The sequence below is a fragment of the Paenibacillus sp. FSL H7-0942 genome, from assembly GCF_045040715.1.
In the GTDB taxonomy this organism is placed as follows: Bacteria; Bacillota; Bacilli; order Paenibacillales; family Paenibacillaceae; genus Paenibacillus; species Paenibacillus amylolyticus.
In genome coordinates this window covers 3569521-3592414 of sequence record NZ_CP150279.1, presented here as the reverse complement: position 1 = coordinate 3592414, position 22894 = coordinate 3569521, and the positions used below count along the sequence as shown (strand labels likewise).

The 22894-nt window shown below is 45.4% G+C and carries 18 protein-coding genes; 3 read left to right on the top strand and 15 right to left on the bottom strand.

Features of this window, described 5'->3' with window-relative positions; genetic code table 11:
- Positions 1–34 precede the first annotated feature (34 nt).
- The 3 genes from MHI48_RS15970 to MHI48_RS15960 are packed head-to-tail and all read right to left on the bottom strand — an operon-like array spanning position 35 to position 4391.
- Positions 35–2011 carry a YjhG/YagF family D-xylonate dehydratase gene (locus tag MHI48_RS15970; protein WP_076327519.1) on the bottom strand — a complete coding sequence of 659 codons (1977 nt, stop codon included), beginning with the start codon at positions 2009–2011 and terminating at the stop codon, positions 35–37.
- A 16-nt stretch (positions 2012–2027) separates the two neighbouring features.
- Positions 2028–3494, bottom strand: coding sequence for an alpha-ketoglutaric semialdehyde dehydrogenase GucD (gucD, locus tag MHI48_RS15965; protein WP_036671416.1), 1467 nt, complete (start codon positions 3492–3494; stop codon positions 2028–2030).
- Positions 3495–3515: 21 nt separating this feature from the next.
- Positions 3516–4391: a fumarylacetoacetate hydrolase family protein gene (locus MHI48_RS15960; RefSeq protein ID WP_076327520.1), complete on the bottom strand. Its 876-nt coding sequence runs from the start codon at positions 4389–4391 to the stop codon at positions 3516–3518.
- 216 nt (positions 4392–4607) lie between these two features.
- Here MHI48_RS15960 and MHI48_RS15955 point away from each other — a divergent pair, with 216 nt between their 5' ends.
- Positions 4608–5522: an AraC family transcriptional regulator gene (locus MHI48_RS15955; RefSeq protein WP_076327521.1), complete on the top strand. Its 915-nt coding sequence runs from the start codon at positions 4608–4610 to the stop codon at positions 5520–5522.
- 122 nt (positions 5523–5644) lie between these two features.
- Here the strand turns inward: MHI48_RS15955 and MHI48_RS15950 are convergent, their stop codons facing one another.
- On the bottom strand, positions 5645–7066 hold the full coding sequence (locus tag MHI48_RS15950) for a family 43 glycosylhydrolase (RefSeq protein ID WP_036615492.1): 1422 nt from the start codon (positions 7064–7066) through the stop codon (positions 5645–5647).
- Between the two features lie 135 nt (positions 7067–7201).
- Between MHI48_RS15950 and MHI48_RS15945 the strand changes: the two genes are divergently transcribed.
- Positions 7202–8011 carry an AraC family transcriptional regulator gene (locus tag MHI48_RS15945; protein ID WP_036615494.1) on the top strand — a complete coding sequence of 270 codons (810 nt, stop codon included), beginning with the start codon at positions 7202–7204 and terminating at the stop codon, positions 8009–8011.
- A gap of 194 nt (positions 8012–8205) precedes the next feature.
- Here MHI48_RS15945 and MHI48_RS15940 read toward each other — a convergent pair whose 3' ends face one another.
- From MHI48_RS15940 to MHI48_RS15895, 10 genes are all read right to left on the bottom strand, one after another.
- Entirely contained in the window at positions 8206–8472 is a 267-nt protein-coding gene (locus MHI48_RS15940; protein ID WP_036615497.1) for an ROK family protein, read from the bottom strand.
- Positions 8473–8605: 133 nt separating this feature from the next.
- Positions 8606–9559: an alpha/beta hydrolase gene (locus MHI48_RS15935; RefSeq protein ID WP_036615499.1), complete on the bottom strand. Its 954-nt coding sequence runs from the start codon at positions 9557–9559 to the stop codon at positions 8606–8608.
- 56 nt (positions 9560–9615) lie between these two features.
- A complete protein-coding gene (locus MHI48_RS15930; protein WP_036615501.1) occupies positions 9616–10668 on the bottom strand; it encodes an LLM class flavin-dependent oxidoreductase in 1053 nt (350 codons plus the stop codon).
- Between the two features lie 29 nt (positions 10669–10697).
- Positions 10698–11567, bottom strand: coding sequence for an NAD(P)-dependent oxidoreductase (locus MHI48_RS15925; RefSeq protein ID WP_036671398.1), 870 nt, complete (start codon positions 11565–11567; stop codon positions 10698–10700).
- 159 nt (positions 11568–11726) lie between these two features.
- Positions 11727–12311: a TetR/AcrR family transcriptional regulator gene (locus tag MHI48_RS15920; RefSeq protein ID WP_245838046.1), complete on the bottom strand. Its 585-nt coding sequence runs from the start codon at positions 12309–12311 to the stop codon at positions 11727–11729.
- Positions 12312–12539: 228 nt separating this feature from the next.
- Positions 12540–13712, bottom strand: coding sequence for an MFS transporter (locus MHI48_RS15915; RefSeq protein ID WP_076327522.1), 1173 nt, complete (start codon positions 13710–13712; stop codon positions 12540–12542).
- Between the two features lie 24 nt (positions 13713–13736).
- Positions 13737–14555 carry a MerR family transcriptional regulator gene (locus tag MHI48_RS15910; protein WP_076327908.1) on the bottom strand — a complete coding sequence of 273 codons (819 nt, stop codon included), beginning with the start codon at positions 14553–14555 and terminating at the stop codon, positions 13737–13739.
- Positions 14556–14810: 255 nt separating this feature from the next.
- Positions 14811–17279, bottom strand: coding sequence for an FAD-dependent oxidoreductase (locus MHI48_RS15905; RefSeq protein WP_076327523.1), 2469 nt, complete (start codon positions 17277–17279; stop codon positions 14811–14813).
- Positions 17276–17590: a helix-turn-helix transcriptional regulator gene (locus MHI48_RS15900; RefSeq protein WP_036615511.1), complete on the bottom strand. Its 315-nt coding sequence runs from the start codon at positions 17588–17590 to the stop codon at positions 17276–17278. Before MHI48_RS15900 ends, MHI48_RS15905 begins: the two co-directional genes overlap by 4 nt.
- A 232-nt stretch (positions 17591–17822) precedes the next feature.
- Positions 17823–19637, bottom strand: coding sequence for a family 43 glycosylhydrolase (locus MHI48_RS15895; RefSeq protein WP_036615513.1), 1815 nt, complete (start codon positions 19635–19637; stop codon positions 17823–17825).
- Positions 19638–19991: 354 nt separating this feature from the next.
- Between MHI48_RS15895 and MHI48_RS15890 the strand changes: the two genes are divergently transcribed.
- Positions 19992–21353, top strand: a complete 1362-nt coding sequence (locus tag MHI48_RS15890; RefSeq protein ID WP_076327524.1) for an alkaline phosphatase — start codon at positions 19992–19994, stop codon at positions 21351–21353.
- A 114-nt stretch (positions 21354–21467) separates the two neighbouring features.
- Here MHI48_RS15890 and MHI48_RS15885 read toward each other — a convergent pair whose 3' ends face one another.
- Entirely contained in the window at positions 21468–22883 is a 1416-nt protein-coding gene (locus MHI48_RS15885; protein ID WP_076327525.1) for a 6-phospho-beta-glucosidase, read from the bottom strand.
- Between the last annotated feature and the right edge of the window lie 11 nt (positions 22884–22894).

The following is a 22894-nucleotide window of genomic DNA, read 5'->3' as shown; positions in this document are numbered from 1 at the left end:
GATCTGTACAACACAGATACACAAAAGGTGGATATCAGTACCAGCCTAGCGCTTTTTTGCCGGCTTCCAGGGCGGTTATGATCCGCTCGACATCATATACATTCCCTCTCCAAGTCCCACCGCTGACCGATTGCAATGCAGCCCAGAGCTTTGTATCATCCGGCAAAGCTTCATCCGGCCTCATATCTGGATGAAAGGGCCTTTGTGCCAAGATGAGAGCACCTTCTTCCGGCGAAAACTCCAGATCGCCTTCTCCGACAAAGTTAATGCTACCCTCCAGCGTGTTACGATCAACCGTGATGTCAATCAGGTCTCCGTTCCGCAGCTTGCCAATCGGTCCGCCTGCCAGCGCTTCGGGGCCAACATGACCAATACATGCTCCGGTGGAAACACCGGAGAACCGGGCATCCGTAATCAGTGACACGTATTTGCCAAAAGGCAAATGTTTAAGCGCAGATGTAAGCTGGTACGTCTCCTCCATTCCAGTTCCCGATGGACCTCGCCCGAGAAGCACAATAACGTCGCCAGCCAGAATACCTCCGGTCTTAATCGCATGGATCGCCTCACGTTCAGTGGTAAACACCTTTGCTCTTCCACGATGACGATATACGCCATGCTCATCCAGCACAGCAGGATCAATAGAGGTGGATTTGATGACAGAACCTTCTGGAGCGATATTCCCGGTTGGAAATGTTACGGTCGATGAGATTCCAAGCCGCTGAGCGTGTTCTACACTCATGATGACACTGTCCGGATCGATGCCGTCCTGCTCTTTTAACTGCTTCCGCATGAGATGACGGCGTTCCGACGATTCCCACCAGTCCAGTACCTGACCCAATGAAGTACCTGTAACCGTTGGTACAGACTCATCCAACAGACCAAGCTGTCTGAGGTGTAGCATGACCTCCGGTACACCTCCTGCCTGAAAGACACGTATGGTCGGATAAAAGATCGGTCCGTTTGGAAGGGCGCTAACCAGCCTTGGAACATTTTTGTTGACCTGTATCCAGTCCTGTACCGTGGGTACGGTTAAACCGGCTGCATGGGCAATCGCCGGTATGTGAAGAAGCAGATTGGTCGATCCGCCAAACGCGGCATGAACGGTCATCGCATTGCGAATGGATGCATCGGTGACAATGTCTGCCATCCTCATCCCCTGTGACTCCATATGGATGAGTGCACGTGACGATTGGCGCGCCATTTCAAACCAGATGGGCTGCCCGGAAGGTGCAAGCGCGGCATGTGGCACTGTCATACCCAGTGCCTCTGCTACAACCTGGGCCGTAGCCGCGGTACCTAGAAACTGACAGCCTCCTCCCGGTGTAGCACAAGCTCGACATCCTAAATCCGACGCCATTTCCAGAGAAAGTTCCCCGTTGACGTACCGTGCACCAATGGTCTGAATTTTACCGGCATCCTCTCCGTCGGTAGGCGGAAGTGTGACGCCACCGGGAACGATTACACCAGGCAATTGCGGCATGCCGGCAAGTGCGAGCATCATCGCTGGAAGACCTTTGTCACAAGTGGCGACACCAAGCACGCCTTTACGAGTTGGCAGCGAGCGAATCAGTCTGCGAAATACCATAGCGGCATCGTTCCGGTACGGAAGCGAGTCAAACATGCCGGTCGTCCCCTGTGATCTGCCGTCACACGGATCGCTGACATATCCAGCAAACGGGATTCCTCCCCGGCTTGACAGTTCTTCTGCGGCAGCCTTCATCAGCAGGCCGACCTCCCAGTGGCCGGTATGGTAACCGAGTGCTGCCGGGCTGCCGTCTTCATTGCGTATGCCACCTTGTGTACTCAAGATCAGAAATTGTTTTCCGTTCAATTCCCCGGGCTTCCAACCCATTCCAACATTCTGGGACATGCCGAACAAGTCGCCGCTTGGAGCATTCCGCAGCAAATCATCCGTTAAAGGCAGACGTCCGGCAGCCCCAGGAGCATGTGCTATGATATCAAAGCAGTTGGACGCGGTCTCTCCCATAATCGACGTAATCTGTTCGTACATGATAGCCTCCCACAGTTTATGACTTCACGAAGACCGTTTTGATGGCCGTGAAAAACTCGATAGCCGCTTGCCCCTGTTCTCTGGAGTGTGAACTTGACATCTTCATTCCGCCAAACGGAGCCTGCAGCTCTACGCCGGCTGTTTCTGCATTAATTCTGACCAGTCCTGCATCCATGTCCCGGATGAAAGACAACATGGCTCCGACGTTCTGTGTATAGATGGAAGCACTCAAGCCATAATCGCTATCATTAGCCGCTTCGATGGCTTCCTCCAGGGAATCTACCGCAATCAAGGCCAGAACCGGGCCAAAAATTTCTTCCCGGGCGATGGACATATGGGATTCGACCCCTTCAAATACGGTCGGCTGCACATAGAATCCCTCTTCTAATCCCGGACCGTCCCCTCTTTTTCCACCAGTGAGCAGAACGGCACCTTCATCTTGGCCTTTTTGAATATAACTCAGCACGGTATTGAGCTGTCCTTCGCTTGCACATGGACCCATCCAGCTTCCAGAAGACATGCCGTCACCCAGCCGAATTTCCTGGATTTGCGAGAGCAGCTTTTCTTTGAAGGCATCGTATACTTTTCGTTCAATAATGACCTTGCTGGTGGCCGTACATTTTTGCCCGGTCGATTTCAACCCACCGCTGATCGTGGCTTCCACAGCCAAATCCAGGTCAGCGTCAGCCGCGATAATAATCGGGTTTTTCCCACCCATTTCAAGTTGATACTTGGCCCCACGTGCCAGTGCTGCGCCGCCGACCCGTTTGCCCACTTCATTGGAACCTGTGAACGTTATTCCGCCCACATCCGGATGCTCAGCAAGTGCAGATCCGATCACTGAGCCTCTGCCGCATACCAGATTAAGAACGCCTGCCGGAATGCCCGCCTCTTCAAAACACTCCATTACTTTAGCCGCAGTGACCGCAGTTTCCTGAGCAGGCTTCAACACAACCGTATTGCCGTAAATCAAGGCCGGAGCCGTTTTCCAAATCGGAATGGCTACTGGGAAATTCCAAGGAGCAATAACCCCAACAACGCCAAGGGGTACGCGAGTCGTAAACATCAGTGCTTCGCTGTCCGTTGATGGAATGACATCCCCAGTTTTTCGCATGCCTTCTCCGGCGTAATACCTTAAGATTGCTACACCGCGCAGTGTCTCTCCTTTAGCTTCTGGGAGTGTTTTGCCCATTTCCCTGGTCATCGCCTCTGCAACTTCATCGGCCCGGCGTTCCAGCACATTGGCTGCTTGAAATAGATAGTTTCCGCGTTCCGCGCCCGATAACCTCCGCCAATCTTTTGCTGCTTCCTTCGCGGCTGCAACAGCCCGGTTCAGATCCTCTACGCCTGAGGTGGGTACGTAGCCAACTACCTCCTTCCGATTCGCCGGGTTGATGCTCGGTTCGGTTTCACCGGATGTCGCCTTCACCCATTCTCCGTTAATGTAATTGCTGTATGTCTGCTCTACCTGAAATGTGGTCATTGCATTCATCCTCCTTGTACATTAGTTTGAAATGACTGGATTAATAAGTGTCCCGATATCGCTAATGGATATTTCAATGCGGTCCCCTGGTGCAAGTGTAAAATCATTAGGGGGCACAATGCTTGTGCCTGTTAATAACACCGTACCGTCAAAGAGATCGTTATCTCTGGCCAGAAAAGAGACCAGCTCATCGAGTTTTCGGTTTAACTCACTTGTGCTTGCCTCGCTTTTGACAATTATTTCACCTTCGCGATATATTTCGCAGACGATGCTGAACGCATATGGATTCTGCACCGTTTCCGCTAGACGAATGGCTGGCCCTATCGAGCAGGAATTGCGCCACATTTTTGCTTGCGGTAGATATAGCGGATTCTCCCCTTCAATATCGCGGCAACTCATGTCATTGCCAACGATGTATCCCACAATGCTGCCATCCCCGGCAAGCACCAACCCCAGCTCCGGCTCAGGGATCTGCCAATTGGAATCGCTGCGAAGTGTGACAGCCTCATTGGGCCCGACGGTGCGGGCCGCTGTAGATTTAAAAAAGATCTCCGGTCTTTCGGCATCGTAAACTTTATCGTAAAAGGTCTTTGCATCTAGCTTGCCTTCCGTTGCTTCATAATTTCGCGCTTCCCGGCTGCGCTGATAAGTCACACCCGCCGCCCATACTTCCGGAGCTTCCAATGGAGTGATTAGATGTAAGGAAGTCCAATCGTCAGTTAACTTGTTTGATGGTTTAAAAGCGCTTTCAACAAGTTGAATTGGAGAAATCCCCTGCTTTCTTGCTTGATGGATCAAAGTCATAAAATCTGCTTGTGGCAAACGATACGCTTGTTCATCATCCGTAACGGCTGCCAGCCACTTCTGTTGTCCGTCCAGAAATCGAATAATTCTCATTCAAGCTTGCCTCCATTTTTCCCCATCGGGTTGATAATACTACCATAGCACCCGCTATGGTTCATGACGATGTTCTAATCACTCCGACGATTTACCCTTTTCACGCATTTTTTTCTGTTAAGATGAGGTTAGATCCATTAAACTAAAGATAATTTACGAGGACAATCCGATGACAGGATGTTGGTATATAGAATAGTACAAAGGGGTTGGTTTGCTGTGACCAAGCTTTCGGATGCTGTGTATTTAGGTCGTCTACCCGATGTTCGCATGTCTTTTCAATTATTGGGGCTGCATGCAAGAAAAGTAGATTCAAGCTGGACTTATCCGTCTCATGAACATTCAATGTATGAAGTGCACTGGATGATGGACGGGCAGATGAACATGGTTGTCAACGGGCAGTCTTATCGTCAGTCGGTTGGTGACCTTCTGTTCATCCGGCCTGGTATGACCCACTCTTGCACCGGAGCCGGACCGGAGGGGTTCACTTATTTTTCCGTGCATTTCAGCATACACGATACATCCTTTTGCAGAGAACTTAACCGTTGCAAAGACATCTATTATCCGGCAAATTCGAATTTGGCTCTGGGGCTCTCCCCTTCCCTGTCTACCTTGTATAGTTTGGCTACAGAGCATTTGTCTAGCTCGCTATCTTCCTCCAAACAAATGAAGGTACACGCCGCCGTGTTTGAACTGCTCGGTTCCCTGGTCGGTCAGTTATCTCAGCAAGCATCCGTTACGTTGTCGAGAAAAGAAACCATTGCCCATCAGATTGCTGAGCACATTGAGGATTCGGTAAGGTATATCCATCTTCACGGGGAAATTCAGGAGAGCGATCGAACCTGGATTCAGGACATTGCCAAATCGCTGAGCATAAGCCCGTCACAGGTTAATCGTATTTTTCGGGAGGTATACGGCATCGCTCCACGCAAGTTTCTATCCGAAACCCTTCTGAACGAAGCGCAGCGGCTGTTAAAGCAAACCGACTTGAACATAGACCATATTGCGATGATGCTGGGGTATAAGACCAATGCGCATTTCAGCCGCCAGTTCAAGCGGTGGACAGGCATCGCGCCAAGCGAATATCGCAGCCATTCGCAGCAGGCAGGAGAAGCCAACGTTGTGGATGACTAAAAGTTTAATCATAACCCCCCCAATTGTCTGAGCCGCATAGGCTGATCGGTCAACAAAACAGCTACTGGATGACCAGCAGCTGTTTTGTTTTGTCTGGATTGCTCAGATCATGTGTTTGAGGATTACGCTAAAATAAATGATGCAAGGCTTGCACTTCCAGAACCTCTGTACGTAAAATACAAAGCCTGTATACCATCCGGAATGGTCATCTCGACTGAATAGGGTTTCCAATGATTGGTGAAATGTACCGGGATTGTACCCAGGACAGGACCGTTCCATGCGGTTTTGACCTCAAATACCCCGTGACAATATCCCCGTACCTTGATCGAGACCTGGCGAATTCCTCGGCAATCAAAGTATTTAAAACCTGCCGTTGCGGATTCAACCATATTGGCGATATATCCGACTTCTTCATCACCGTCTCTACCATCCTGGGTGATCTTTGGAAAGCGGCTGTCCAGCCAGGCTCCTGCCCCGAAACCTCCAGTGTACTTCTGATCATCTTTGGTCAAAAGATTACATGCAAGATATGCGGGGTACTCGCCTTTTCCTTCAAGCGGTCTCCCACTTGGACCAGAGGAGGTCATTTCCACCTGAGGAATGCTGCCGTCCTCTTCAAAAGATATCTTCTCAATACAGCCCTGCCGGTTGAATGCGTCCCCATTGGTATGACGGTGATAGAAGACATACCAGTCTCCGTTGATCTCCACAATGCTGCCATGGTTATTGCCTCCATAATACATGGGTTTGTCAGCAGGTTTGTAGGAGTCGATATGGAGATCACAGTTGCTTACGATGACGCCCTGATATGTAAATCCTTTATTTGGAAATCGACTGGTGGCATAACATAATTCATGCATAACGATGGAGGAATACACCAGATAGTAGGTATCACCTCTCTTCCGGATGGAAGGAGCCTCAAAAAATTCATGGCCCTCATAACCGCTGCCCTCACTGTAAGGCTCGCTCGGTGCTACGAATATGGGTTCTTCCACAATCGTCAGCATATCCGGACCTAGCATCGTGGCCATCGCGCCATGTCTTGATTGGTCTCCGGCCGCACAGAAGCCGGTATACAAATAAGTGTGCTGTCCTTCAGTCATCACGCCGGGATCGAACTGGGGCTCGTCCCCTTCTCTTTCGCCCAGACGAGTGCCGTCGTCATATTGTACATAACCATAGAATTCATATTTACCGGCAGGTGCATCACATACAGCCACCGAAACAACGGGTACCTTATCCAGCACATAATACAGATAATAACGCCCATCGGGACCCAGCGTAACATCTGGCGCATATAAACACATATGGCCATTCGGATTCAGCGGGTCATCTGTTTTTCGGTAGATCACCCCTTCATTTCTCCAATTCCCAAGGTCATTCACGGGTGCAGACCAGCATACATAATCGTTCAGACAGAAGGCATGTCCGTTAAAACGGTCATGTGAACCATACACATACACTCTTTCATTGAATACATAAGGCTCACTATCAGGTACGTACTCCCAGGATGGAAGATATGGGTTGAACCCCTGCTTGTTCATTCCAGCTACACTCCTCATATCATCGTAATAGTACATTCGTTCTATGAAATAAAGATAACTCTCGTATAATAGAAAATAGCTTAAGTAGAGTATGGGTTATTCTTTTCTACAACTTAAAGATAAAGGGGAAGAACCATGACATCTATTTTTTACGTTGAATGTGACGCGGTACATCAGAATCATTTTGTTTTTGATATCCCTGAAGGACATGATGCCTGGTTATTAGTCATTACACAGACCCCTGCCCAGTTTTGGGTTGATGGACAACTTAAGGAATACCCGGCTCATTGTGCTGTACTTTTCAAACCGTATCAAAAAATATATTATCGGGCTTGTTCAGAGCGCTATATAAATGATTGGATTCGTTTTGAAAGTGATGAACCGTTTGTAACCGATACCTCCCTTCCGCTAGGCACACCTTTCCCGCTGGATGATCCGGAATACTGTCATAAGCTGTTCCAATTGCTTGTTGCAGAGCATTCTTTTCAGAACGATTACCGGGAATCATCCATCAATTGCCTGCTGCGAACCTTGTTCAATAAATTGCTTGAGTCTTGTGTCCAAGAGGATATTAGTCCTCAGCACTATCCTCTGTTGAAGCTTCGAACGGCAATTCATAACCATCCCAGCCATCCTTGGACAATATCAGAAATGGCGAAGATCATAAACGTCAGTCCGGGGTACCTGCAGTTGATGTACAAGAAATCGTTTGGCCTCTCGTGTATGGAGGATGTTATTCATAGCAGAATACGTTTGGCCAAAGAATATCTCAGACATCATTTGTATACGGTTGCAGAGATTGCCGATCGATGCGGTTACCGTAATGTCGAGCATTTTTGCAGGCAGTTCAAACAAATGACCGGTTCCTCGCCTAAACAGTTTCATAAACGACATGAAGGTGTCCCGTCTGACTTAACAGAGTTGGGATATAAATCTCACTTTTAAGGGGGATGTACTTAGATCAATGGAAAAATTCCCACTCTGTCCAATAGGCGTTTACATACTTTAGCCATTTAATCGGTATAAACGTCATCGAGGTTGTTAGCGTTCTCTGCTGTCATTTTAAGTTAAGGTTTTAGACTGTATGATGCAATGACATATTCTCAAGCATGATTGATCAATTATCATATTGTGATACCTTATAATGGCATCTTATTTTTTGCATATGCAGCCGCGCCGATCATTCCTGCTTGCCCACCTAACTTTGCTTGTACGATAGGACATACACCGGATGAGAGATGCAATGCATGATTTTTAACCGTGTCACGTACTGTATTCAGCAAGCGGTCACCGGCTGCCGACATTCCTCCACCAACAATAATCACTTCTGGATTGAACAGATTGATTACATTGGAAAGACCAAATCCAAGAGTCTTCCTGATTGGAATCCTGGAGCTTAACCCCATTTCGAACTTTTTGGATTATTTATCTATACTTATATCTCCAAACAAAAGAAGTCACTAATTTAGTGACTTCTTCTGACATAAAGTTTCCTATTATAAATTTTATTTAACCTAAAAGGTTCTGATTCATCAATCCTTAATTAAGGGTTCTATTGGGATGAAGTGCACGAGCCATTGCATCCATATAACCCTGAACAGTGCGTTGACTCACTTCTGTTTCTGGAGCAAGAATTTCAAAAAGGTGGAAGCAACCTGGATAGAGGTGAAATTCAACATCCACACCTGCTTGTGCTAGTCGTGCCACATACTTCATCGTCTCGTCCCGGAATAGATCGAGCTGACCTACACAAGTATAGGCTGGCGGCAATCCGGCCAAGCTCTCTGCTCTAGAAGGTGTTGCATAAGAAGAACTTTCAATGACATCGTTCTCATCACCAAGGTACATATTCCAAGCAGCTAAGTTGTCCGTTCGGTTCCAGATTGAACCCTCTTCTGTAATCTCATGACTAGATGGCGTGATGTTACGATTATCTAACATCGGATACAATGGCATTTGGAAGATGATAGACGGACCTCCTTTATCACGTGCCATCAGCGCGAGTGCTGCTGTCAGTCCTCCGCCACCGCTAGCACCGGCAATCGCAACCCGATTAACATCAATGCCAAGCATTGCTGCTTCCTCCGTCATCCATACCAATCCAGCATAACAATCTTCAATCCCCGCAGGATAAGGGTGCTCAGGAGCGAGCCTATAATCGACTGATACGACAATACATTCTGCTGTCTGAACAAAACGTTCGCACAATTTGTCGTCCATATCTGGATGTCCTAACACGTACCCACCCCCATGAATCCATAACATGGCTGGTAGTAAATCATTCGTTCGTTCGGCTGGCTCATAAATTTTGACCAGCATCTCACCTCCATCCCTCGGAATTTTCCGGCTAGTTGTGTTTACATGCTCTGATTTTTTCACCGATGCAGCCGATACTAAGTTTCTGCTCCACTCTAAATTTTTCTCCAATTCAAACCCTGGAAATTGTGAATATACCTCTCTTAATTCTGGTAATATACGTGTCTCAATACTCATGATAATTCCTCCAAATATAATAATGAATTCGTTCATTTATGTTTTTTAGTTAATCCTTATCTCATTTCAGCTTCCCACTTGGAAATTTCCTCTCGTACTCGCGGTGCAACCTCTTTACCGAGCAGTTCTATAGCCTGTATTACCAACTCATGTGGCATCGTGCTTAAGGGAACATACATCATGAAACGTGTAATTCCTACATGCTTGCGCAGATGAATAATTTTTTGAGCAACTGTTTCCGGATCCCCTACATACAACGCACCATCAGAGCTGCGGGCAGCGTCATAGCTGGAACGATCGTAATATGCCCACCCCCGCTCTTTGCCGAGTTTATTCATGCCGTACTGAGTGGACGGGAAAAAGAGTTCTGCGGCCTTTTCTGTATCTTCTGCAACAAATCCGATAGAATGTGAACCTACCCGAAGCTGTGATACATCATGACCAGCATGAGTTGCCGCCTTTTTATACAGTTCTACAAGTGGCGCAAATTTCGTTGGATTACCACCGATAATTGCAAGAACAAGTGGCAGACCTAGAATTCCAGCACGTATGGCAGACTCCTGAGTACCTCCGCTACCGATCCATACAGGTATAGAATTCTGAACAGGACGCGGGTATACCCCCAGATTATGTATCGCTGGTCGATGGCCTCCATTCCATGTTACTTTCTCGGATTCCCGTAATTTAAGAAGCAATTCAATGTTTTCATTAAATAAATCCTCGTAGTCATGCAGGTTATAACCAAACAGTGGAAAGGACTCAATGAAGGAACCTCGACCCGCTATAATCTCGGCACGTCCATTGGAGAGACCGTCAAGCGTGGCAAAATCCTGAAACACACGGACAGGATCTGCTGAAGATAGGACCGTCACAGCACTTGTCAATCGAATCCGTTTTGTGAGGGGCGCGGCAGCGGACAACACCATTGCTGGTGAAGATGCTGCATAATCATCACGATGATGCTCACCTATGCCAAACACATCAAGTCCTACCTGATCTGCAAGGACGATTTCTTCCACGACTTCTCGCAATCGCTGTGCGTGACTCATCACAACTCCGGTCTTAGTATCAGGCTTTGTTTCTACGAATGAAGTAACACCTATTTCCATAATTAATCTCTCCTTATATTTTTCTTTCCTTAAGAGGAATGCTCAAGACAACGGATTAAAGCCGTCCAATCCAACTCACCATAACCATGGGTAATTCCTTCAGAGAGGTGTTGATGAATAAGCTGACCTAAAGGGAGTGGAGCTTGAACTGACTTGGCTGCCTCGATAGCTAATGCAACATCCTTTAACCCGAGCGTCATTTTAAAACCGGCTGGTTCAAATCGCTGTTCGGTCATGATCGCTCCATAGTTCTGATATACCGGAGATTGAAAAAGAGCATTCACAACATCCATATATCGGGACGGCTTAATGCCGTGCTTTTCAACCATGAGCTGCGCTTCCGACAATGCTTCCAGCATTGAAGCAATTAGAAAGTTAACGCCTATTTTGACAATGTTACCTTCTTCGCCATGATCCCCAATCTCAAATATCTCTTGACCTAGTACTGTTAACATGGGAAGTACTCGTTGTCTTGCATGTTCCGGACCAGCTAAAATAATGCGCAATGTAGCTGCTTTAGCGGCATCCGGGCGCCCCATTACGGTGGCAGACACAAAGTGCTGGTGTCTCTCCGCATGCAAAGCGGATAATTTTCGAGCCAGATCTACGCTGATCGTACTGGCAGATACGTGAATTCCATTTTCAGATAATCCGTTCAGAACTCCATTTGGTCCCTCGACAATCTCTCTCAAAGCAGCATCATCAGATAACATGGTAATTACAAGATTGCTTTCTTTCGCTGCCTCTAGTGGTGTTTGGACATAACGTGCTCCCTGTTTTATTAACGGTTCAACTTTTTCAGGGGTCCGATTAAAGATGACTAATTCATAACCCGCTTTCAACAGGTTTTGTGCCATTGGAAGCCCCATATTTCCAAGTCCAATAAACGATACCTTCATTGGTTGCATCTCCTTATTGTTGATGGAATGTTTCGATAACGGAATGAATGTTCCAGAATGATTAAAAAAATTATGGTCTTGCAGATACTCTTCAAATGGCACCTTCAAAATATGAGGAATATAATAACGGAACAATCATTCCAATATTGCTAAAAAAAATTATATCCCTGTAATTACAAAGCTAATCATCTCTTTTGCACGTTCTGGATTTTGACCTGTTTTGGCCATAATATTTATGCTTTGATGTAAATTCAGCAATAAATAAGACACTGTTTTGATATCTGTTGTTTTATCTATCTCTCCCGATTGTTGGCCCTTCTCCAAAAGCTCACAAAATGCTTGTTCCAACTCCGAAAAACTAGTCTGTATCAAGACATTTACCTGTTCATCTGGTGACTCCAATGTTGTAGCTGTATTTGTTACAAAACATCCGCCCGGTAGGCTGGTATCGTATGCTGAAGCAATATGATACTCAAAAAATTGAAGAATTCCATCTTTAACGTTTGATGCTTGTTCAAGAATGGTCTGCTTATTGGAACTCCCTTTTTTATAATGCTCCAGGGCATCTCTGTACAAGGTTTGCTTGTCGGAAAACGTATCATAAAGGCTGGATCGGCTAATGCCCATCACTTCTAGTAAATCCGGTATGCTAGCAGCCTCGTATCCTTTTTTCCAAAACAACAGCATCGCTTCGTGCAACGCTTGATTTTTGTCAAATTCTTTAGTCCTGGCGATAAGTAACACCTCCCGTTTCAGAAATATAACATATCTGAACTGATCAGTCCAGAAAAGAATTTTGCCGGTTGTTAATCGTTATTAAAAATTTATCCATTGAATAATATATGAGCATATTTTACATCTAACTCCAAAAATATTAACTTTGTTATACACCAAAAAGATCTCTTGAGCAGTGAATGCTGAAGAGATCCTCTTTTTATTTTACTCAAAAGCAAGAATTACCCATCACTGAAATTACACTGGATCTGGAGTTCCAGTCCTGCTTCTCGATTTCTTAAATAGCAGTATGGCAAGAAGTAAAGCAATTCCTACAGCTCCAAATCCCAACCAATTTAAATACAGGACAGATGTACGACTGATCACAATCCCACCTAATCCAGATCCTAGTGCAAAACCAAATTGGATAAATGACGTATTTACGCTAAGGGCAATGTCGGGATTACGAGGTGCCAGTGTAACCAGATATAGTTGCTGGGCCGGAGATATGCTCCACGTTGCTAACATAAAAATCATTAAAACCAAGATTAATATCATAAGATTAACTCCAGCTAGAGCAAACAAAAGAAGAGTTATGCCTTGTAACAGAAGGCCTAGACAAATTGTAAACTTTGATCCCTTTGCATCTGCCAATTGTCCGCCCACTTTTGATCCGACAAAGCTGCAAATTCCCGCGAGAAACAGAACACCGCTTATTTCAGTCATAGAAAGAGTGGATGTAGCTTGCAAGAAAGGCGTAATATACGTGAACAGTGTCGAATAGCCGCCGATATACAATAATGTAATAAGCAAGGCAGTCAGAATGAGTGGATTTTTTAAAATGGAGAGCTGCATTTTGAGCGTGATCTTTTCTTCCTCTTTGATTGCCGGAACCTTTTTGTAGATAATAAGTAATGGAAGAACACTTAACAATCCAATGAATATAAATAGAACTCTCCATCCAAACATTTCACTAAAAAATGTGCCCAATGGGACACCGAGCACTAGCGAACTGCTTAGCCCCATCAAAATGATGCCGATGGCATTGCCCCTTTTTTCTTTTTCAACCAGTCGTGTCGATACGGCCATCGCTACTACGGTAGCCACTCCTCCGCTAGCCCCTTGAATAATTCGCACCCATAGTAAAGTTTCATAAGAAAGGTCAACAAGCATAAGTCCGTTGCTGGCAATAAACACACTGAGGGCGGACAACAGTAACTTCTTGCGATCCATATTTATTGTAATTGCAATGAGAATCGGAGCGATAATGGCCGCTGCCAGAGCGAATACAGTCACCAGTAAACCCACTTCGGAAGTAGATACGCTCAAGTCTGAGGCGATCATTTCAATGACTCCTGTAATAATGTATTCAAGGGTTCCAATCAGAAAAACAGCCAATGCCAAGATATATATAATCCATTTATTTTTCACTTTAATCCACTCCGTCTTCTCTAGTTATCTATTTAGTATTGGAATTTGTATTTCTATAAACTGTACATCTTGTTCTTGAGATAAGGGTAAATATAATTCCCTACCAGCTCCGTTCTCCTTGATCTGATAGTTATTATTCTCAATCCATGTAGCTAGATGAACACAGGCTTTACAGGCAAAGGTGGCATTGGAACGATAAGCTATGGTGGCCATCATGGGCTCGGCAGGAAGAGTCCGCAGTTGAAATGGGTCGGGAGGTGATCGCAGCTCACAGTTTAAGAAGTAACCTATTTCAAACTCGAACTCTTCCTCTTGTCCTGCGATTTCTTTCCACAAAACAACCTGAGGTCCGTTGATCAGTTGGCGCATTTCTTTTGTTAATGATTGATCAAACTGATGAAATAAACTCGGGATCTCCTCTTCCCTCCCGCACCCTGTCTGAAAAAGAAACTGCCGAGCACCTTCCTCTTTGATTCGGATTTCTTGCCCAGTTTCGACGTGCCCCTCTTCCTCTATAAGCTGCATGCGTTCCTCAATCCGGACAAGTTTGGCTTGTTCCGTATCGATAACCTGCTGAATTTCGCTTCTTTTTAGCTTAAACATGCCTTGAATATTCTCCAATGTAATATGCTCCTGTAACAGCTGTGTGATTTGTGGCAACGTGAACCCCAATTCTTTATAAATGAAGATTCGGTTAAGCTCGAGAAGCTGATCTGCGGAATAGTAACGGTAACCCGTATCGTGATCTACCTTTCTCGGCTTAAGTATGCCAATCTGGTCATAATAACGCAGTGTTTTTAATGAGACCCTACTTAGCTTGGAAAACGCACTGATTTTGAACAACATATCATCTCCAATCTTTTAACATAATGCGAGTATATAGTTTCCCGTACAGGGGAAAGTCAAGGGTGTATATGCTTCTCATTTGCCTAGCTAAAATCAACCACCGTCCTTGTCATCACTCTATGTTGCTGTTAAATGTAAGTCAAAGAACCGTTTTTGAATGAAACGTTCATTATTTTTGAACAAAAAAATGCCACTCATCGTGGCATTCTCTCGGTACGCATTCAATTATCCTGCTCAGCATTACTAATTTTTTTAAATAAACAGATTATGATTGGCTTGTGATGCTTGTCCAAGATAGTAACCTACGCCACCAATTTTGACTTGATCTATTAATTCTTCACGCTGAATTCCCATTAAATCCATGGACATTTGGCAGGCAACGATCTCTACTCCTTGTGTAATTGCGCTCTCAATCAATTCCTCCAACGACGGCACATGATGTTTTTTCATCAAACCACGGATCATCTTCGGGCCTGCTCCAAGCATATTCATTTTGGACATGCCAAGCTTCTGGCTCCCGCGAGGCAGCATCATATCAAACATACGGCCGATCATAGTTTTGGATAACTTCTGCGGTTGCTGCTTACGAATAATACTCAATCCCCAAAAAGTGAAAAATAGGGTTACTTTCCGTCCACTCGCTGCTGCCCCATTAGCAATAATGAGTGAGGCGATCGCTTTATCCAGATCACCACTGAAAACAACCATCGTGCTGGCAGGATCGCTGATGGGGGAATCCGATACGGGTTGTGCTGTATTTTTTACAATGACAGACTCAATCGTACCGCCTTTCAGTCTTTCCAACTGCAAGATTGTGGAACCCGACATTGTCGCCCATGCTTTGACATCTTCATAGAATCCTGGATCGGAAGCTTTCACGCGAAGGGTTTCCCCGTTCGAGAGTTTATCCATTTTCTGCTTAACCTGAATTAGCGGACCAGGACAACTTAATCCACAGACGTTCAACTCATGATCAATACGTTGCGGCTGTGTTAAGGCAGTGGGAATAGACTCCTTTTCCTTAACGTCCACCGCAGAATCATGATGATCTTGTTTTGCAGTAGTAAATGGAGCAGGATTAAACTGGGCTTGACGGTATGTTTTATAACCACCACTCAAGTTTTTTACACTAAAACCATGCTGACGCAAAATTTGCGAAGCAGTGTAACCACGTAAGCCGACTTGACAGTATAGCCAAATTTCTTTGGATGGGTCTAATTCATCTAAACGTTGACGAAGCTCATCAACTGGAATAGAGATTGAGTCCGGAATATGACCATTTTGATGCTCAATTTCACTGCGTACATCCAGAAGTATCGACCGCCCCGGCTGACGATCAGCCAGTTGATTATAGGTGAACGTCTGAACACGTCCGGTAATCATATTCTCTGCTGCATATCCAGCCATATTTACGGGATCTTTGGCAGATGAATAAGGAGGCGCGTAACTCAGTTCAAGCTCTGTTAAATCCCGGACATGTCCTCCAAAATGAATGGCTACAGCAATATCATCAATTCGTTTATCCACTCCATCATAACCGACTGCTTGTGCGCCTAAAATTTTGCCTTCAGGAGTAAACAGCAGTTTAAGAGTAATTGCGCTTGAACCCGGATAATACGATGCATGAGAAGCAGGGTGTACGATAACGGTTTGATAGTCCACGCCCAGGCGCTGTAGTGTTTTTTCATTACTGCCTGTCGTAGCTGCGGTCATTCCAAATACTTTGATAATGGACGTACCTTGTGTCCCTTTATAGGTAGAAGGAAGCCCTGCGATACGGTCGGCAACAATACGGCCTTGTTTGTTGGCAGGTCCGGCAAGTGGTATCGTTGCCTTCGTACCATGAATGGTTTCCGTTACTTCGATCGCATCCCCAACAGCATAGATATGTGGCACACTACTTTCCAAGGCTTCATTTACGATAATATGTCCACGTGCACCCAGCGAAACGCCGCTATCTTTCAAAAAATAGGTGTCCGGCGTTACGCCTATCGCAAGAATAACCATGTCAGCTGTCAACACATGACCATCGGCAAGTTCAACCCCTATGCCCTGCTCTAGGGAATGAAATCCCTGAACACGTTTGGAAAACAGCAGGTTTACACCATGATTCTCCATTTCCTGTGCTAATGCGGCTGCTAACTCGGTATCATAGGGTGTGAGTACTTGTGCGTTCCCCTCAATCAGCGTTACATCCAGACCAGCTTCCTTTAAATTCTCAGCCATTTCCACGCCTATAAACCCACCGCCTATTACGATCGCAGATTGGTTGTTAGACGAACTAACCTGGTCTTTGATCCGATCAATATCTGGAATACTTCGTACGGTATAAATTAGTGGATTCTCCTTGCCCGGCAGATCGGGAATGATCGGTTTTGCACCTGGTGACAATATCAACTCGTCATAGCTTTCTTCATATGCACCGCGCTCTTGGGACTGTATCTTAACCACTCGCTTCTGCGAATCGATAGCTACGACCTCACTTCCTGTACGGACATCAATACAAAAGCGATCTGCCATCCCTTTTGGCGTTTGCACCAGCAGACGCTCTCGATCATCGATTGAGCCACCTATATAATAAGGCAAACCACAATTGGCAAATGAAATGTAGGGCCCTTTCTCAAAGATAATAATCTCGGCATGTTCATCCAGACGGCGAAGACGTGCAGCTGCAGATGCACCTCCAGCTACACCGCCAACAATGAGTACTTTTTTGCTCATGATTCACAATCATCCTTTTCAAATAAAGTTTTGATAATCTGTTCAACCCGTTGATCGGCAAGCACATAGTTCACTTCAAGACCATTCCGCTCCGTAGCAACAATACCTGCACTACGAAGTTTCTGGAGGTGTTGTGAGACTGTTGATTGGGGAAGATCCAGACATTCCTGCATATAAGAAACATTACATTTTTTTTTCATCATCAGTCCGCGCACAATGCATAAACGAATGGGGTGAGACAGAGCTTTCAGCAGATTAGCTGGTTCATCGAACTGTTTAATGTTATTGCTGTCAAAAGCGGGAGTGTTCAAAAGTATTCCTCCTAAATCGTTATATCGTAATAATACGATTTATTGATTCTCCTGTCAAATGTATTCTGGAGTTAATGCGTTTAATAAGTTCCATACACGCTCACCCCTACTGTTTTGGCTTGTTCCAGGTGGATGATAAAAAGGCCTGCCAAAACCGCTAAAAGCGACATTTGACAGGCAATCATGCTGTATCAGTTCTTCATAAAATAGTGATTTAATTGAACATCTTATGTTAGAGTATGACCGGCTGAATCAGTCCGTCCTTACCAAAAAGAATCGGGTCCATACATATTTCGCGGTGATACCCCTTTCCAGAGGAGAATCTGGACAGTGGCGTTACAAAACGGTGATAGGCAATCCGTAGTTGACCGGTTTCATTTTCATTAAATATACAGTGATGACCTGTGCCCAGCATGCCCTTCTCCACATTTTTGCTCAGGATTGGGTATCGATAGGTAATTGGACCATATAGCTGCTCTGCCGTACCATAATTCACATGATAGTCTTCGCTGCCTGTGTCATCACAGGACCATGTAAAGTGGTATAGTCCACCCTGCTTCAACACGGTTACCGCCTCACGAAAATCATGCAAGCCCGCCAGATTGCTCATTGTGTCCTCCACGACACTTATCATGTCTTCACCAAGCTCCACAATGGCACCATGTCCATTGCCAAATAGCAGATACGGTCTTCCATCATCTTCGATATAGATGGAGGGATCAATCGCTTGACCCATAGTAATGCCCAGACGTTTCAACTGCTCCATTGTGATTAAAGGCTGCGACTCGGCCAGGAATGGACCAATCGGTGTATCTGCTACAGCAACGCCAATGGCACTCTCTCCGTTCCGCATTTTTCCGCAGAAATAAAAATAGAACTTTCCGTTTCGACTGGCAATTGCCGGCGCCCAGGCATTACCGGTTGCCCAGGCGACATCCTCTGTTTCCAGATCAAGGATCACGCCTTCGTCTTGCCAATGCTTCAGGTCTGAAGAAGAAAACACCTTAAACTGTGTCCCCGACCACCCCTCGAAGCCATCTGTTGTTGGATACATATAGTAGCGATCCCCAAACTGTGCGACATCAGGATCGGCATATTGTCCGGGAAGCACCTGATGACCATCCCCAAAAGCCGCGAGAAGCCGGCTGCACTCCTCAGCTGTGATTGGCAGGACACTTCCATGCCGCTTTTGAGTCGTTCCCATATCGAATTCACCATCAGGGACGATTCGGAATTCTCCACTTCCCAGATCTGTAGTCAGCAGAGGAAGATAACCCTTGCCTTCAGCAAATCGATCAACAATCAGACACCATTCCTCCCGGTCATTGAATTTAAAGATTTGAGGTCCCTCCACACCTGCCATAGCCTCCAGTACCGGAGCTTGAAGTGTAACAAATGCCCCTTTGTCGAGAGAGTCTCCTTTTTCTACCCGTATGTTTTTGGTTGTTTCATCCTTGGAGTATCGATAATAAGAGCCATCCGCAGGAAGAATCGTTGTATCAATAATATGATTATCCCGCTCGATGTATTTTTCCGATGCAGAGAACGTACGAAAGTCTTTTGTGCGAGCACTGTATATTTTTTGTTTTCGTTCTTGCTCCTGTGGTTCCTGCGTCGCAGAAGCCCAGAATACAAGAAACTCATCTGCCATCTCATCATACACAGCTTCTGGTGCCCAGACACATCCAGCGCCCTCCACACCTAGTGTAACGTTCCATGGGGATGACCAGTTCACGAGATTGCTGGATTCCCATATAATTACGTCACGGCTCCCGGCATTAACGGCATGAGTCCATCCTTTGCCGCTTGCGATGCGGAGATCCGTAGCAATCAGATAAAATTTATTATCCTTGACTGAACGAACCAGAAACGGGTCCCGTACCCCCTTTTCTCCAAGGTCGGAATACAGCACAGGCGATCCGCCATTAAGGTCCTTCCAGTGAAGACCATCCTCGCTATAGGAGAAATAAACCTGCTCTCCGTCTGGTTGTTCGCCAATAAAATGTACAAAGAGATACCCATCATAATTTGGAGTTGTTTTGGTCAATGGTAAAGAGCCTCCTGAAAATGAAATTGATTGTATACTAACAGTAATATAAAAATGAAAGCGTTCTACTTATGTTGTATCATACTTCAAAAACAGCGGAATGAGTATATTTTTGTAATCTCGTATGTAAAAGATCATGTGAATCTTTCGCCGGAAACATATGCCCTAATTGGAATGTTTGACTTGCTCCTCATGCAAAGAATTATCACATCGCCTTTATTATGTTTATTTTACCTCAGGTATACAAAGTTCTTGGTTTTCATTTACATATAAATGCTAATCTTCTTAATGATGAACAAATGAATATAGATTCATGCATTCATTTTTGTTGTTGAGATATTACGAGGAGGAATCATTGTGAAATTATCCAAAAGAGTATTACCAGCGGTAGCGCTGACTCTGGCTGTATCGGCTTCTACTCTCTTGTCTGCAGGACAAGCAAGTGCGGTTCAAGCTGTAAGTGTGGAGAAAAAACAAATCAAGAACATCATCTTCCTCATTGGGGATGGCATGGGGACCTCTTATACTTCCGCCTACCGTTATATGAAAGATGATCCTTCGACGAAGGGCATGGATAAAACCGTATTCGACCCTTATCTGGTTGGAGCACAAATGACCTATCCGGATGATGATAAACAAAATGTAACGGATTCCGCTTCCGCAGCAACGGCTATGTCGGCGGGTGTAAAAACATACAATGCGGCCATTGCGGTTGACCCTGAGCAGAAGGAAGTCAAAACCGTACTTGAGCAGGCCAAAGAAAACGGCAAGTCCACCGGACTCGTGGCTACATCGGAGATCACTCATGCCACACCAGCTGCATTTGGTGCCCATGATATCAGTCGAAAAAATATGGATGCAATTGCGGACGATTATTATGATGAGTTGATTAATGGCAAGCATAAGGTGGATGTACTTCTGGGTGGAGGGAAATCCAATTTTGTACGCGAGGGTCGTGATCTGACGAAGGAGTTCCAGAAGGCCGGATTCAGCTATGTGACGGATCGTTCCTCTCTCCTTGCGGATAAGAATCAACAAGTTCTTGGACTGTTTGCGGACGGAGGGCTGGACAAGTTGATTGATCGTACTGCTGCAACTCCATCATTAGCTGAGATGACCAATACAGCAATTGATCGCCTCAGTTCGAACGACAAAGGATTCTTTCTAATGGTCGAAGGCAGCCAGATCGACTGGGCAGGACATGATAATGATATCGTTGGCGCGATGAGTGAAATGGATGATTTCGCAGCAGCATTTCAGGCAGCTATTGATTTTGCCAAAAAAGACGGTGAAACACTTGTCGTAGCTACTGCCGACCACTCCACGGGTGGACTTACGCTTGGAAAAGACGGAGAATACAACTTCTTCGTAGATCCAATCAAAGCTGCACTGCGCACACCTGACTTCATGGCAGCACAAATTGCAAAAGGTGCTTCGGTTGAAGAAACACTGAAAAGTTATCTCAAACTGGAGTTGAAACCTGAAGAGATTCAATCGGTGAACGAAGCAGCCAAAAGTGCGGATGTAACAAAGATTGATAATGCTATTGAAGCGATTATTGATAACAGTTCATATACCGGCTGGACAACAGGTGGACATACAGGTGAAGATGTTCCGGTCTATGCCTACGGTCCGGCAAGTCACCGCTTCGCCGGTTTGATCGACAACACAGATAATGCCAAGATCATATTTGATATTCTCAGCAAGCACCAGTAAAAAAAATCCCTAATAAATTTCGGTAAAACTTTGAAAAAGCTTAAGCCCTTGTCTCCAGTTGTTGCCGATGGAGACAAGGGCTTTTAATTGATCATTCGTGTACTTGACGAAGTGTTATATTATCTTCCCTTGACTTTTAATACATTCTTTATACCAGTAGAAAGAATCTTTTTTAACTCGCTTTAATGAACCCTTCCCATCATTGTCTTTATCGACATAGATTAAGCCATATCTCTTTTTCATCTCTCCTGTTCCGGCACTGACAAGGTCAATGCAACCCCAAGGAGTGTAACCTATCACTTCGACCCCGTCTTCCAGAATGGCTTTTTTCATCTCACTCACATGCTGTCTAAGGTAATCAATCCGATACGGATCATGCACTGACCCATCCTCTTCGAGCGTATCCACTGCGCCTAAACCATTCTCTACAATAAATAGCGGGATCTGATACTTATCATACAGCCAGTTTAATGTAATCCGGAGACCTACCGGATCAATTTGCCATCCCCATTCACTGGCAGGCAAGAGCGGATTTTTATAACCGCTTATTTCATTCCCCTCACTCTTGTCCTGATCGGTTGGATTAGCCATAACGACAGAGCTGGAGTAATAACTGAATCCGATATAATCTACGGTTCCTTCTCTCAGAATCAATTCATCCTCAGGAGCAGTTTCAATTTCCAATTGATGCTGCTTCAGGAACCCATAATATGAGCGTGGATATTTGCCTCTGACATGTACATCGAGAAAGAAGTAAGCTTGTTGAAGTTTTTTGACCTGGGCAAGCACATCATCAGGGTCGCATGTAGCTGCGTATGATGTTGGATGAAGGAACATGCCGCCGATCATAAAGTCCGGGTTGATCTCTTTACCAAGCTTGACTGCTTTGGCACTGGCTATCAGCATATAATGCGCAGCCTGGTACATGGTCTGAAGTTTGTTTTCCCCATCGTTCCACTGAATGCCTCCTGGCTTCCATGGCTTGCGCACAATCATATTGATTTCGTTAAACGTCATCCAGTACTTAACCTTTGTCCGATATCTGGTGTAGACTGCTTCGCAGAAGTTTAAATAAAAGTCAATCAATTTACGATTGCGCCATCCCCCATATTCCGTCACTAGATGATATGGCATTTCGAAGTGAGATATGGTGACTACTGGCTGAATCCCGTATGCCAAACAGCTGTCAAACAAGTCATCATAGAATTGCAGACCTTCCTCATTCGGTTCCGTCTCATCTCCGTTTGGAAATATCCGTGTCCACGCGATGCTGGTTCGAAAGCATTTGAATCCCATCTCATGAAACAACTGAATATCTTCCTTGTATCTTGTATAAAAATCACTAGCCTGATGACTAGGGTAATATACATTCTCCTCAATTCCCTGTGTAATTCTTCGCTCCAAGCCATGTGTTGCTGCTGTCATGACATCTGCAACACTGACTCCTTTGCCGCGCTCATTCCATCCACCTTCTAACTGGTTGGCCGCTGCAGCGCCTCCCCAAAGAAAGTCTTCAGATAATTTACTCATATTTACCACCT